General features: G+C 61.2%; 13 protein-coding genes and 1 riboswitch. Of the genes, 9 read left to right on the top strand and 4 right to left on the bottom strand.

Going from position 1 to position 13,490, the window contains the following annotated elements; translation table 11 throughout:
• Nucleotides 1–3: 3 nt before the first annotated feature.
• Entirely contained in the window at nucleotides 4–645 is a 642-nt protein-coding gene (locus tag ACMG4M_RS15745; protein WP_414430381.1) for an MBL fold metallo-hydrolase, read from the bottom strand.
• 166 nt (nucleotides 646–811) lie between these two features.
• Here ACMG4M_RS15745 and ACMG4M_RS15740 point away from each other — a divergent pair, with 166 nt between their 5' ends.
• Entirely contained in the window at nucleotides 812–1,642 is an 831-nt protein-coding gene (locus tag ACMG4M_RS15740; protein WP_272979995.1) for a mechanosensitive ion channel family protein, read from the top strand.
• A 362-nt stretch (nucleotides 1,643–2,004) separates the two neighbouring features.
• On the opposite strand, the gene ACMG4M_RS15735 is transcribed toward ACMG4M_RS15740, so the two are convergent.
• Entirely contained in the window at nucleotides 2,005–3,372 is a 1,368-nt protein-coding gene (locus ACMG4M_RS15735) for a cytochrome P450 (protein ID WP_414430380.1), read from the bottom strand.
• Nucleotides 3,373–3,529: 157 nt separating this feature from the next.
• Here ACMG4M_RS15735 and moaB point away from each other — a divergent pair, with 157 nt between their 5' ends.
• The 4 genes from moaB to cobU all read left to right on the top strand — a co-directional run bounded on the left by moaB (nucleotide 3,530) and on the right by cobU (nucleotide 6,516).
• On the top strand, nucleotides 3,530–4,042 hold the full coding sequence (moaB, locus tag ACMG4M_RS15730; RefSeq protein WP_335626890.1) for a molybdenum cofactor biosynthesis protein B: 513 nt from the start codon (nucleotides 3,530–3,532) through the stop codon (nucleotides 4,040–4,042).
• Nucleotides 4,043–4,079: 37 nt separating this feature from the next.
• Nucleotides 4,080–5,300: a gephyrin-like molybdotransferase Glp gene (gene glp, locus ACMG4M_RS15725; RefSeq protein ID WP_414430379.1), complete on the top strand. Its 1,221-nt coding sequence runs from the start codon at nucleotides 4,080–4,082 to the stop codon at nucleotides 5,298–5,300.
• Nucleotides 5,301–5,407: 107 nt separating this feature from the next.
• Complete coding sequence (locus tag ACMG4M_RS15720; RefSeq protein WP_272975437.1) at nucleotides 5,408–5,986, top strand: PhnA domain-containing protein; 579 nt, start codon at nucleotides 5,408–5,410, stop codon at nucleotides 5,984–5,986.
• The gene (gene cobU, locus ACMG4M_RS15715; protein ID WP_414430378.1) at nucleotides 5,986–6,516 is read left to right on the top strand and encodes a bifunctional adenosylcobinamide kinase/adenosylcobinamide-phosphate guanylyltransferase; all 531 of its coding nucleotides are present in this window, start codon (nucleotides 5,986–5,988) and stop codon (nucleotides 6,514–6,516) included. Before ACMG4M_RS15720 ends, cobU begins: the two co-directional genes overlap by 1 nt.
• A 172-nt stretch (nucleotides 6,517–6,688) precedes the next feature.
• On the opposite strand, the gene ACMG4M_RS15710 is transcribed toward cobU, so the two are convergent.
• Nucleotides 6,689–7,288 (bottom strand): histidine phosphatase family protein, encoded by a 600-nt coding sequence (locus ACMG4M_RS15710; RefSeq protein WP_414430377.1) that lies wholly within the window; start codon nucleotides 7,286–7,288, stop codon nucleotides 6,689–6,691.
• 3 nt (nucleotides 7,289–7,291) lie between these two features.
• Nucleotides 7,292–8,344 carry a nicotinate-nucleotide--dimethylbenzimidazole phosphoribosyltransferase gene (gene cobT, locus ACMG4M_RS15705; protein ID WP_414430376.1) on the bottom strand — a complete coding sequence of 351 codons (1,053 nt, stop codon included), beginning with the start codon at nucleotides 8,342–8,344 and terminating at the stop codon, nucleotides 7,292–7,294.
• Nucleotides 8,345–8,550: 206 nt separating this feature from the next.
• A riboswitch (cobalamin riboswitch) is annotated at nucleotides 8,551–8,790 on the top strand.
• A 115-nt stretch (nucleotides 8,791–8,905) separates the two neighbouring features.
• Between cobT and ACMG4M_RS15700 the strand changes: the two genes are divergently transcribed.
• Genes ACMG4M_RS15700 through ACMG4M_RS15685 form a run of 4 tightly spaced genes read left to right on the top strand, consistent with a single transcriptional unit; the run spans nucleotide 8,906 to nucleotide 13,385 of the window.
• Entirely contained in the window at nucleotides 8,906–10,735 is a 1,830-nt protein-coding gene (locus ACMG4M_RS15700) for a TonB-dependent receptor domain-containing protein (protein ID WP_414430375.1), read from the top strand.
• A gap of 19 nt (nucleotides 10,736–10,754) precedes the next feature.
• Nucleotides 10,755–11,654, top strand: coding sequence for a cobalamin-binding protein (locus ACMG4M_RS15695; RefSeq protein ID WP_414430374.1), 900 nt, complete (start codon nucleotides 10,755–10,757; stop codon nucleotides 11,652–11,654).
• 25 nt (nucleotides 11,655–11,679) lie between these two features.
• On the top strand, nucleotides 11,680–12,621 hold the full coding sequence (locus ACMG4M_RS15690; protein WP_414431146.1) for a FecCD family ABC transporter permease: 942 nt from the start codon (nucleotides 11,680–11,682) through the stop codon (nucleotides 12,619–12,621).
• Nucleotides 12,621–13,385 (top strand): ABC transporter ATP-binding protein, encoded by a 765-nt coding sequence (locus ACMG4M_RS15685; protein ID WP_414430373.1) that lies wholly within the window; start codon nucleotides 12,621–12,623, stop codon nucleotides 13,383–13,385. The genes ACMG4M_RS15690 and ACMG4M_RS15685 overlap by 1 nt, the downstream gene beginning before the upstream one ends.
• Nucleotides 13,386–13,490: the final 105 nt, after the last annotated feature.

Below are 13,490 nucleotides of genomic sequence, written 5' to 3'. Positions count from 1 at the left end.
GCCTCAACCGTGCTTGCCGGAAACGAAGGGATTGTTGGCCCGCTCGTGACCGATAGTGGACATGGGGCCGTGGCCGGGAATGAAGGATACATCGTCATCCAGGGTCAGCAACTTGTCCTTGATGGCCTGGACCAGGGTGTCGAAATCGCCCTTGGGGAAATCCGTGCGACCGATGGAACCGTTGAACAGCACATCGCCGACCACCACCAGTTTGCTTTCCGGCTGGTAGAACACCACATGCCCCGGGGTGTGGCCCGGGCAGTGACGCACCTGGAGACGGGTTTCGCCCACGGTGACGGTGTCGCCTTCCTCGAGCCAGCGGGTCGGGGTGAACGGGCGCGAAGCGGGAAAGCCCATCATCTGCGCCTGCTGGGGCAGCATGTCGATCCAGAACTGGTCGTCGGTGTGTGGCCCTTCGATGGGCAGGTCCAGTTTTTCTGCCAGCTCGGCCACGGCGCCGATGTGGTCCAGGTGGGCGTGGGTGACGAGAATCTTTTCCGGCGTGCCGCCGACCTGCTTCAGGGCTTCCAGAATCTTGTCCAGATCACCGCCAGGATCGACGATGGCCACCTTCTCGGTGGTGTCGCATTTCAGGAAGGAGCAGTTTTGCTGGAAGGGCGTGACCGGCAGGATGGCGTACTTCATGGCTGTCTATCGGGTAAAAAATGTGCCCGCAGTATAGCCGCAAACCGGAATCCGGTTCATTCCCTGCAAAGCGTAAATAATGGAAAATTCCGACGTGCTGCCGCGGCGGGGGACGGAGGCGGTGCTATTTTAGCGCCTTTATCTATCTCGCAAAGGAAAGGGAACCATGGAAATGGAACAGGTGCAGCCTTATCTGGATAAGGCTATCGAGCTTGGCATGGGCTACCTGCCCAAGGTGGTGCTGGCCATCATTACCCTGATAGTGGGGTTCTGGATCATCGGGCGGATCACCAAGGGGCTGAACCGGGTGCTGGGGCACAAGGCGGTGGACGATACCCTGCAGAAGTTCATGACCAGTTTTGTGGAGGTATTGCTGAAGCTACTGTTGCTGGTGGCAGTGGCCGGCATGGTTGGCGTGCAGACTACTTCCTTTATCGCCATGCTGGGTGCTATCGGTCTGGCGGTGGGCCTTGCCCTGCAGGGTAGCCTGGGCAACTTTGCCGGCGGTGTGTTGATCCTCTTTTTCAAACCGTATCGGCTGGGGGATATCATCGACGCCCAGGGGCATATGGGCAGGGTCCACGACATTCAGATTTTTAACACTATTCTGATTACCTATGACAATCAGCGGGTGGTGATTCCCAACGGTCCCATGTCTAACGGTTGCATCAAGAATGTCTTTTGCGAACCGCAGCGGCGGGTGGATATCGAATTCGGCATCAGCTATGACGACAGCATCGCCGATGCCCGGGTAGCGATACAGTCCGTGATTGATAACGACGACCGTATCCTCAGTGGCGACAAGTTCAACCCCAATATTTTTGTCTCCGCCCACGCCGATAGCAGTATCAATATGCTGACCCGGGTCTGGGTAAATTCCGAGGATTACTGGCCGGTGTATTTCGGCCTGTTCGAGCAGGTCAAACTGGCCTTCGATAAGGCTGGCATTACCATCCCTTATCCGCAGCGGGATGTGCATCTGTATCAGCAGAGCTGAGCTACGAGCTACGCTCGTTGGATAGGGAAGGCTAAAAATTCCCTCAAACTCTTGGATATCTACGAAGCCGCTTGTAGGAGCTATGCTTGCCCCCCAAGGGGGATCTGCGACATGCGAACCGAGCATAGATGGGCGGCAAAGGTAAAGGTCTATCCGCCGTTCTGTCTGGATAGACCTGTCGAGTGTTGAAATACCTGATCGCCCTACGGGCGATTTCCGGGCAAGCGCGGTTCGCCATGCAAGCATAGCTCCTACAGAAAGGCTCACTCGCCAAGGCTCGGATTGCGCCGCCAGCGGCGCTCCCGCAGCGGCGTTGTAGCTAGCGCCTAGCAGCTCGTCGCTGGAGGCGAAGCCGTGCTGCTTTACCGTTTCTCCAGCACCACCGGCAAACCATCCTTGGGCATGATCAGCGGCACTTGCTGCACCGGCATTTCGTAGCCCGGTTTCAGGCTGACCTTGTAGCGCTGCAGAAAGTGGAACAGGAAGGTCTTGGTTTGCAGCTCGGCAAAGTTCAGGCCCAGGCACTTGTGGTGGCCACCGCCGAAGGGAATCCACTGGTAAAAGTGTTTTTTGTGCTCGGCGCGTTCGTTGTTGAAACGTTCCGGGTCGAAGGTGTGCGGGTTGCTCCAGTATTCCTCCATGTAATGGGTGAACAGGGGAGAGAGGTTGACCAGGGTGTTGCGCGGCAGGGTGTGGCCCTGGAAGGTCACTTCCTTCACGGTGCGGCGCGGGAAGGCGGTCAGCGGTGGTCGCATGCGCAGGGTTTCGCGGAACACCCAGCCGGTCTTTTCCAGTTTGGCCAGGTCGTCGTAGTCCAGGCTGTCCTTGTCCAAGCTGGCCATTTCGTCGGCCAGCTGGTCCTGCCAGTGGGGGTGCTGCGCCAGCAGGTAGATGATGGAACAGAGGGTGCTGGTGGTGGTGTCGTGGGCGGCGAACAGCAGGAAGATCATGTGGTTCATCACGTCCTGATCGCTCAGGCCGCCTTCTTCTTCGGCGGCCTTGCACAGCTCGCTGAAGAAATCCGGGGTCTCGCTGGCCCGTTTCTGCGGAATCAGGTCGGTGACGAATTTTTCCAGGTAGCGGCGTCCTGTCATGCCCCGGTGCCAGAGGGTGCCGGGAATCGGCAGGCGTAATACCGCCAGGGAGGCATCGGCGGAGTCGATAAAGGATTTATTTACCTTGTCGGATTCCGGGCCCATGTCCAGGCCGAAGAAAATCTGCGCGCCCACATCCAGCAACAGCGCCTTGATATGGTCGAAGAAGCTGAGCGTTTCGCCGGTTTGCCAGGGCTGTATCTGGCTGCTGATATGGGCGTTCATGCGGTCCAGGTAGCTGGCCAGTGCCGGCTTCTTGAATGCCTGCTGCATGATGCGGCGATGAAATTTATGGTCGGCAAAGTCGCGCAGCATGAGCCCGTCGGTGAACAGCTTTTCCAGGAACGGGTTCCAGGCGGCGCGGCTGGAAAATACGTGATCCGGGTCCTTGAGGACAAACTCGTTTGCCTCTGGCCCAAGCAGAGTGACGCCGCGTTGAAACAGCACCGATCCCTTGGAGACCAGACCGTATTTTGCGGCCCGCCGGGTGACCAGCTTGTGGTAGTCCTTGAGGAACTCGATGGTGTCACCCAGTAACGGCGTACCATAATCCCCCGGAATATTGTCCAGCTTGCGTTGTGGCAGGCGCGGCAGACGGGCGGCATCCTGCTGGGCGGTTTCCATGCTGCTGCTCATTGTCAGCTCTCCCGATAAACACGTTGTATAGCGTCAATGTACTGTGAGCATACTGTGGCGAACAGGGGGCTGTTGGCAGCGGTCAATGCGGGATGTGCTGTCCAGCCACCATGGCATGGCTCGTGCTAGCATTGGCGCCATCATCAAGGAGAAATCTATGTCCAAGCCCGCGGCAGCCTTCGAGCCCCTGGCCCTGGCGGTATTGACCGTCAGCGATACCCGTACCCCGGATAACGACACGTCCGGGGACCTGCTGGTCCAGCGTCTGGAGGAAGCCGGCCACCACTTGCAGGCCCGCCAGATCGTCAAGGATGACATCTACCAGCTGCGCAAGGTGGTGTCCGAGTGGATCGCCGACGAGCGTATTCAGGGCATTGTTACCACTGGCGGCACCGGCTTTTCCGGGCGCGACTCCACCCCGGAAGCCCTGGGGGTTTTGTTCGACAAGCACATCGAAGGCTTCGGCGAACTGTTTCGCCAGGTCAGTGTGGAGGACATCGGCTCGTCCACGATTCAGTCCCGTTGCCTGGCCGGGCTGGCCAATCGCACGGTGATCTTCTGCCTGCCCGGTTCCAATAATGCCTGCGCTACCGGGTGGGATCGCATCATCCGCGACCAGCTGGATGCCCGTCATCGCCCCTGCAACTTTGTCGCGCAGATTCGGCGTTGAGAACGATGACAATGATGAAGGATGAAAGGATGCTCCGATGAGTTTGATGCCGGTAGAGGACGCCCTGGCCCGGTTGCTGGACAGCGCCGCGCCGTTTGCCCGTGTGCAGGAGATCGCTCTTGGTGACGCCCGTGGCCAGTACCTGGCCCAGGAGGTGGTGTCCCGTGTGGATGTGCCCGCCTTCGATAATGCCGCCGTGGATGGCGTGGCCCTGCGCTATGCAGACCTGGACGAGCCGGGCCTGACCCTGCCCATGCCGCTGCGCGTTGCTGCAGGCGATCCGCCGGGTACCCTGATGCCGGGGCAGGTGGCGCGCATCTTCACCGGCGCGCCAGTGCCTGCCGGGGCGGATACCGTATTGATGCAGGAAGACTGCGAAATTGCTGACGGCCGGGTAAGGCTGCCGGCACAGGCGTCGGTCACCGATGGGCAGAATATTCGCCCGGCGGGGCAGGATGCCCGGTTGGATGAGGTGGTGATACGCGCCGGCCAGCGCCTGACTCCCCAGGCCGCGGGGCTGATTGCGTCGGTGGGCGTCTCCCGGGTGCGGGTGTATGCCCCCAGGGTGCTGGTGCTGACCAGCGGGGATGAACTGCAGGCCCCGGATGAAGCGCCGTTGCCCGGCAGGATCTACGACAGCAATGGCCCGCAACTGGAGCAGCTGCTGATTCAGAGTGGTTTTACCGATGTGCAACGGGAGCATCTGCCCGACGATCCGGCTATTATTCGCGCCACCCTGAGCCGGGCTCTCATCGACCCGCAGCAGCGCCCGGACGTGATTATTTCCACCGGCGGCGTGTCCGTGGGCGAAGAGGATCATCTACGGGCGGTGCTGGAACAGCAGGGCCAGCTGGATTTCTGGCGCCTGGCCATCAAGCCGGGTAAGCCGTTCACCTATGGCAGCGTGGATGGCATTCCGTTTTTCGGCCTGCCCGGTAATCCCTCTGCCGTGCTGGTCTGTTACCTGATGCTGGTGTTGCCCACCTTGCGCCGGGGCTGTGGTGCCGAAAATGTCTTGCCGGCACCGTTCCGGTTGCCGGCGGATTTTTCTGTCAAAAAAGCCGGCAAGCGGCAGGAATATTTACGCGTTCGCTGCGTGCCAAAGGACGGCAATATGATGCTGGAAAAACACCCCAATCAGAGCTCTGGCATGTTGAGCTCTGCGGTGTGGGCGGACGGGCTGGCGGTGGTGCCGGTGGGAGAAACCGTATCGCCGGGAAGCATGCTGGCATACTGGCCGTTCCCGGCGCTTTTGTAAGAAGTAGGGTGGATTAGCTTCAAGCGTAATCCACCAAAAAACGGCAAGCGGTGGATTACGCCTGCGGCTAATCCACCCTACGGTTGGTACATTGACGGAGTAAACGAATGACCCTGGAATCCACCCTGCTGGCGCGAGCCGACTCGGCCTGTGAATTGTGCGGTGCCGGTGAGGCCTTGGCGGTGTATGCGGTGCCGCCGGAAGGGGATGGCACAGCGGCGCAGAGCGCCTTGTTGTGTGAAACCTGCAGTTTTCAGATCGACAATCCCGGCAATGAAGATATCAACCACTGGCGTTGCCTGAACGACAGCATGTGGAGTCAGGAGCCGGCGGTGCAGGTATTGGCCTGGCGTATGCTGACCCGGTTGCGGGCGGAAGGCTGGCCCCAGGATCTGCTGGATATGCTCTATCTGGATGACGAGACCCTGGCATGGGCCCAGGCCACCGGCGAAGGGCAGAGCGACGAAGATAAAATCGAGCACCGTGACAGCAACGGTGCTGTGCTGGAGGCCGGAGATAGCGTCACGCTGATCAAGGATCTCAATGTGAAGGGCGCCAACTTCACCGCCAAGCGTGGCACACCGGTGCGCAATATCTCGCTGGTGCAGGATAACCCGGAGCAGATTGAAGGCCGGGTGGAAGGCCAGCGGATTGTCATCCTCACCCAGTTTGTGAAAAAGAATTGATGTCACATTCCCTGATTCTCGGCGGTATCCGTTCCGGTAAGAGTTCGCTGGCGGAACGGTTGGTGTCGGAGCACCCAGATCCGGTGGTGTACGTGGCTACGGCCACCGCCGGGGATGGTGAAATGAGTGAGCGTATTCGTCGTCATCAGCGACGCCGTCCTGCCAGCTGGGGGCTGGTGGAAGAACCGGTGGAGCTGGGCAGCCTCTTGAGTCGCCAGGCCACCCTGTCACCATCGCCCTGCGTGCTGATTGATTGCATGAGCCTGTGGGTGAGTAATCTGCTGCATGCGGGCGATGCCCTGTTTGTGCGCGAAAAGGACAGTTTCCTGACAGCGTTGGCGGGCTACCCCGGGTCGGTGGTGATCGTCAGTAATGAAGTGGGGCTGGGGACGATCGGCATGGACCCACTCACCCGACGCTTTGCCGATGAGCTGGGCTGGTTGAATCAGGCCCTGGCGAAAAAGTGTGATCGGGTGGTGATGTCGGTGGCGGGGATCGCGCAGACGTTGAAGGGGGACGCTCTTTTGTAGGGGCGCCGCTTGAGGCGTGCATCTCACCCGGTCAGGAATCGCCCTTGGGCGATGATGGCTTGTCGAACTGGACGGGTTTCTTCGGATAGTTCTGGCTTGCTGTGAAATTTTGTCGCCTCGCTACGCTCGGTTCGCGCCTCAAGCGGCGCTCCTACAGCGGCATGACGGCGGGTTAGTCCCCGTGCCTCACCAGACAACTCAAGGTGCCATGCTCGGTGTCATCAATGCGCACCTGGGAGCGGCAGGCGAAGGGGACCTGAAATCCCGCCATGGCCTTGCCCGGGCTCAGCCCCAGTACATGACTCAGCACCATGCGGATAACGCCGCCATGGCAGACCAGCAAGACCCTCTGACCTTGTAGCGCCTGTTGCCACAGTGCCCAGGCGTCGCCGATACGCTGGTGAAAATCCTGAATGGTTTCGCCATTCACCGGCGGGTGGTTTTCCGCATCGCGCCAGAAGTTGGCCTGGTGATCACCGTACTCTTGCGCCACCTGTTCCCGGGTTTTTCCTTCCCAGTCGCCGAAGCTGATTTCCTTGAAGTCGTGGGCCACGGTGAAGGGAATATGCTGCTGCTCTGACAATTCGGCGGCGAATTCCCGGCAGCGCAACAAGGGCGAGGTGAGGATGTGATCCCACTGATCCCCCGCCTGGATGGCATCGCGCATTTGCTGCCAGCCCAGGTCGCTGAGTGGATCGTCCTTGTGACCGCGGTACATGTGCCCGCCGGCGGGTTCGCCGTGGCGGATCAGATCAAACAGGGTGGTGGTCATGGTCTACTCCGCGTTGTTGACGCCGGCATCGGCAAAAGTCGCCATGCCGTTATGCAGGGCGCAGGCGCTGCGAATTACCGGCACGGCCACCGCCGCGCCGCTACCTTCCCCCAAACGCATGGACAGGTTGAGAACCGGCTCTGCGTTCAGGGCGTCGAGCAGCCGGGTGTGGCCGGGTTCCCGGGAGTGATGGCCGAACAACAGCCAGTCACGTAGCTCTGGCCGTAACCGTACGGCAGCCAGGGCGGCGACGGTGACAATAAAGCCATCCACCAGCACGGGAATGCCTCGGGCGGCGCAGCCGATCATGGCACCGGTGAGCGCCGCAATTTCAAAACCGCCCAGGGAAGCGAGGACGGCCAGCGGTTCCCGGTTGTCTCCGTGGCGGGCCAGGGCCCGCTCGATCACGGTGGCTTTATGACTGACGCCATCCGCATCCAGGCCGGTGCCGGGCCCGGCCAGTGCCAATGCCGGCTCGGCCAGCAGGGCACAGGCCACGGCGCTGGCGCTGGTGGTGTTGCCGATGCCCATTTCGCCACCGATAAAAAGCTGGGCATTCTGGTCTGCGGCGCGTTGGGCGGCACGATCACCGGCGGCCAGGGCCTGTTCCAGTTGTGCCGACGACATGGCCGACTCGCGGGCGAGATTGGCGGTGCCGGCGGCGATGCTGTCATCAATCACGCCGTCGGTGACAGGCGCCGGGCTGGCGGTACCCAGGTTGATCACGTCCAGCCGGGCCTGAAGATGCCGGGCCATGACACTGATGGCCGCCCCGCCGGCCACGAAGTTGGCAATCATCTGCCCGGTAACCGCCTGGGGGAAGGCGGAGATGTCTTCCGCGCAGACGCCGTGATCGGCGGCAAACACCGCAATGCTGATGCGGTCGGCAGCCGGTGTATCGGTGTGCTGCAGTGCAGCCAGATCCACCGCCAGTGCTTCCAGACGACCCAGCGAGCCGGCGGGTTTGGTGAGCTGGCCTTGTCGGGACAGGGCAGTTTCACGTTGCGTCTGACTGGGCGAAGGAATCGCTGTTTGCCAAGGGAAAGGCTGGGGCACGGAACACTCCCGAAAAGGACAGGGGCCGGAAAGCGGCAAATCCTCTGCCCCTGGTCCGAAGCTGTCAAGTAAACCTCTTGGCAGCCTCCGGAGCTGATCGCCTCCGTTGGAGTCATGCCTGCATGGCATTTATTAGTGGTGCTCAACTTCTCCTGAATTTTCCTCAAGCAACACGTATCCGTTTGCTTATTGCCGCCGCCGTTGGTAATTTCGCGCCACCTTCCGGTGCCCGCCTGTTCACACACAGACGGGTTAAACGGGAAGTCGGTGTGCTTTGCCATCTCCGCAAAGTCAGTCCGACGCTGCCCCCGCAACGGTGATTGAGTCAATCGCGTTTCGTAGTGCCACTGTGCCAAAGCCCGAAAGGGTGCATGGGAAGGCGAACGCGCTGAGGTATTCCACCTCGCTCATCAGCCCGGAGACCGGCCAGAAGGTGAAACTTGGCGTCGCGGTGGGCGATGGCGGGGTGTAACGGTGCCGTCCGGTGCCGGTTATCCCTGTTGTGTCTCCGCGGCTGAATCCAGGCCGTGCGGGTGGGCACGGCAACAGGGGATCTCCTTCATGTCTTTGCGTTTTTTGGTGGCACCTGCCGCTCTGTCCTTGTCTGTCTTGCCGTCGGTGGTTCAGGCCGATACATCCTCATCACAACAGGTCGCCATGCTGGATCCGGTGGTGGTAACCCCAGCCCTGGTGAGCCGAACCACTGAGGCGTCGCTGTCGTCTGTCACGGTGGTAGACGAGCAACAACTTCGCGATCAGCAGCCGGTGGACATAGCCGATATTCTGCGTGGCCAGCCCGGTGTGGATACCGCCAGTAATGGTTCTTTCGGCAAGATTGCCAGCGTCTTCGTGCGGGGGGCATCCAGTGATGCGACCCTGCTGCTGGTGGACGGGGTGAGGTTGCGGTCCGCCACCGCCGGGAGTCCGGCCTGGCAATATCTGCCACCGGCCATGCTGGAGCGGGTAGAAGTGGTTCGTGGCCCTCGCGGTTCCCTGTACGGTGCTGATGCGGTGGGCGGTGTGGTGCAGCTCTTTACTCGTGATGATGGCAGCTGGCTGGATTTTGGTGCAGGCAGTTTCGGCACCATGAATGCCGGTGCCGGCGTTTCCGGTGAACAGGGAGGCACCCGTTATAGCCTGGGTATCAATCGCTTCCGCACCAATGGCATCGAGCTGCGCGAAAACAGTGAAGAGCGCGGCTACGACAACACCGCCGGCATCGCCAAAATCAGCCACCGCTTTGGCGACCGTGGTGAAATCGGTGTGTTCGGTTTTCATACCCAGGGCAATACGGAATTTGAAGGCAGCACGCCGGCAGACGACCGAAATATCGACTACGCGCTGGAGGTGGCAGGGTTGAAAGGTGAGGTAATGCTCACCGATGGCTGGCAGACCAAGGTGCTGATCAGTCAGGCCAAGGACGAAAGCGAAGACTTTGCCAACCATGTCAGTAACGGCGTCTTCGATACCCGCACCCGTACCGTCAATTGGCAGAATGTGTTCGCGGCCGGGGCCCATCAGTTTGTGCTGGGTGGCGAATACCTGCGTGACGAGATCACTAGCAGCAACGAGTACGATGTGACCGACCGGGACAACAAGGCCGCTTTCAGTCAGGCTTTGTTGCACTTTGGCGCGCTGGATCTCCAAGGCAGCCTGCGCCATGACGATAACGATGCCTACGGCAGCAAGGTGACCGGTGCTGCAACCCTGGGCTACAAGCTGGATACGGTTCACCGGGTACGGGTGAGCTATGGCACGGCCTTCAAGGCACCCACCTTCAACGATCTTTATTTCCCGGATTCTCCGCCCTTTTTCTTCAGTAACCCGAACCTGAAACCCGAGTCCTCGGAAACCGGTGAGCTGGGTGTTCGCGCACAGTACCAACACTGGTTCTGGGATGCGGCGGTATACCGCACCAATATTGATGACCTGATCGCCTACGATGGCAGCAAGGGCTCCTCGTTCAATGTGAATAAGGCCCGCATCGAAGGGGCGGAGCTAGCCCTGGGCATGGACTGGCAGGAGTGGCAGGTGCGGGTGGCTTTCTCCGCCCTGAAACCGGAAGACCGGGATACTGATACGTTGATTGCTCGTCGTGCCCAGCGTCTGGGCCGGCTGGATGTGGATCGTCGCATCGGCACCGTGACCCTGGGTGGCACCGCCAGTTTCCAGGGGCACAGGTACAATGATGCTGCCAACACCCAGCGGCTTTCCGGGTTCGGCCTGTTTGATCTGCGTGCCGGCTGGCAGTTTGCGCCGAACTGGTCCACCCGGCTGACAATGAAAAACGTGCTCGACAAGGAGTATGCCACCGCGCAGAACTTCAGTGGCTGGAACTATCTCAACGCCGGGCGTTCCGTAATGGTAAGCCTGCGTTACGATGTGCAGTAACTGAAACACGGAGTCCGCCATGCCCCCAGCCCGTCTGTTATCGCTTTGTCTTCCCCTGTTGGCAGTCATGCTGTGTCTGGGGAGCGGGCTGGCCCGGGCACAGGTCTGTGTCACCGACGATACAGATCGACAGGTCTGTCTGGGGCAGCCGGCCAGTCGCATCATTGCTCTGTCCCCTGGTGCCACAGAGTTGCTGTTCGCTGCCGGTGCCGGCGAGCAGGTGGTGGGAGCGGTGAGCTTCAGTGATTATCCGCCGGCGGCGGAAAAACTGCCGCGGGTGGGCAGCTACAAACGGCTGGATCTGGAAGCGGTGCTGGCGTTGAAGCCGGATCTGATCGTTGCCTGGCGCAGTGGTAATCCCATGGAACAGGTCGAGCGCCTGCAGGCCATGGGCGTGCCGATGTATCACAGCGAACCCCGCCGTTTTGACGACATCAGCACTACTCTGGAACGCCTGGCGGTGCTGGCCGGGACCGAAGCGGTGGGCCAGGGGGCGGCCGATGCTTTGCGCAGTGGCATGGACTCCCTGCGCCAGCGCTATGCGGAGGCGGCACCGGTGACGGTGTTTTACCAGGTCTGGGAAGAGCCGCTGATGACCGTTAACAACGAGCATCTGATCAGCGAGGCGATCCAGATCTGCGGTGGCGTGAATGTGTTCGGGGAGTTGGCATCCCTGGCTCCCAAGATCAGCCGTGAAGCGGTGCTTGCCAAGGACCCGGAGGTGATCATCGCCGGTGGCATGGGTGAGGATGATCCCGCCTGGCTGGATCCCTGGAAACAGTTTTCCTCCCTGCGTGCTGTGCAGCAGAACAACCTGTTCTTTGTGGCGCCCTCCACCTTGCAGCGGCCCACGCCACAGATGCTGGCCGGCACTCGCACCCTTTGCAGCCATCTCGACACCGTGCGCGCCCGTGATTAGCCGCCGAGCTGTCTCTTCCCTGCTGATGCTGGCGGCACTGGGTGCGCTGGCATTGCTGGTGGCGGTGACTGTGGGCAGTGTCTCCATGAGCCTCACGGAGTTGTGGATGGCAGTTGCCGGGCGGGGCGATCCCTTGTTTGGCGAATTGGTATTTTCCCTGCGATTACCTCGTGCCATGGCGGCGTTTGCCACCGGTGGCCTGCTGGCACTGGCCGGTGCCCTGATGCAGGTGCTGCTGCGCAACCCGCTGGCCGATCCCTATGTGCTGGGTATCTCTGGCGGTGCGGCGGTGGGGGCGCTGGCGTCCATGTTGCTGGGGCTGGGGACGGCGATGGTTTCCGGCTCCGCCTTTGCCGGTGCCCTGCTGTCCACCCTGCTGGTTTTTGGCCTCGCCCAGGGGCGGGGTAGCTGGACGCCGACTCGCTTGCTGCTGACCGGCGTGGTCATCGCCGCCGGCTGGGGGGCATTGATTACCTTCATGCTGTCGCTGAGCCCGGCGGACCGCTTGCCCGGCATGCTCTACTGGTTGATGGGCGACCTGAGTTACGCCCGCTCGCCGTGGCTGGCCTGGATGGTGTTGATCCCGGTGCTGATTGTCACGCTGCCGCTGGGGCGCAGCCTCAATGTGCTTGCCCGGGGGCCATTACAGGCGGCGGCTCTGGGTGTGGCAGTGAAGCCGCTTGCCTGGCTGGTCTATGGGCTGGCCAGCCTGCTGACGGCGGTGGCGGTAACCACCGCCGGCAGTGTGGGCTTTGTGGGGCTGATCGTGCCGCATATGCTGCGGCTGGTGCTGGGCAATGATCAGCGCATCATTCTGCCGGCCAGTGTCATGGCCGGCGGCGCCTTGCTGACCATCGCCGATACCCTGGCGCGAACCCTGATGGCGCCAGAGCAGTTGCCGGTGGGCGTGATCACCGCCCTGCTCGGGGTGCCCACTTTCCTCTTCCTGCTGTATCGGAGTCGGTGATGGCGATTCTCGAAGCCAGCAATATGGTGGTCGATATTCCTGGCCGTTCGGCAGGCCAGCCCTTTACCGCGCGGATTCTGCCGGGCCAGCGCTGGGGCGTTCTGGGCCCCAATGGTGCAGGCAAGTCCACGCTGCTGCATACCCTGGCGGGGTTAAGGCCGCCGCGCAGTGGCCAGGTGTTGCTGGATGGCGAATGCCTGACTCAACTGCGCCGCCGGCAACTGGCGAAAAAACTGGCGGTGGTGTTTCAGGAACGTCAGGACAGTTTTCCTGCCACGGTGCAGGAAACCGTGTTGATTGGCCGTCATCCTTTTCTTTCCCCCTGGCAGCGGGAAAGTGGCAGTGATCTTCGTCTGGCCAACCAGGCCATGGATGCCCTGTCCCTGCGTCTGCTCAGTGATCGGCTGGTCAGCACCCTGTCCGGGGGCGAGCGCCAGCGGGTGGCCATTGCCACGGCCCTGACCCAGCAGCCGGCCATCTGGCTGGCAGACGAGCCCACCAATCATCTGGATCTGCATCATCAGGTAGCGGTGATGGAGCTGCTGCACCGCCAGGCGGAGCAGGGCGCGGCAGTATTCATGTGCCTGCATGATCTGAATCTGGCGGCCCGCTGGTGTGACCATTTGCTACTGCTCTATCCCGATGGCGAGCTGTGCTTCGGGCCCGCCAAGACCATGCTGGTGCCAGAGGCGCTGGAGCGACTTTATGACCAGAAGCTCAGTGTGGGGCAGATCAACGGCGCGCCGGTGTTTGTGCCGGGGTGAAAACTGTTAATAGGCTGTAGGAGCTATGCTTGCATGGCGAACCTGCTTGCGCAGATCGCTCGCCAGTTCGCCATGCAAGCATAGCTCCTACGGAGTGAGCCTTCA

It is taken from the genome of Alcanivorax sp. IL3 (assembly GCF_047495465.1).
Classification (GTDB): domain Bacteria; phylum Pseudomonadota; class Gammaproteobacteria; order Pseudomonadales; family Alcanivoracaceae; genus Alcanivorax; species Alcanivorax jadensis.
This window is presented reverse-complemented; position numbering and strand designations above follow the sequence as displayed.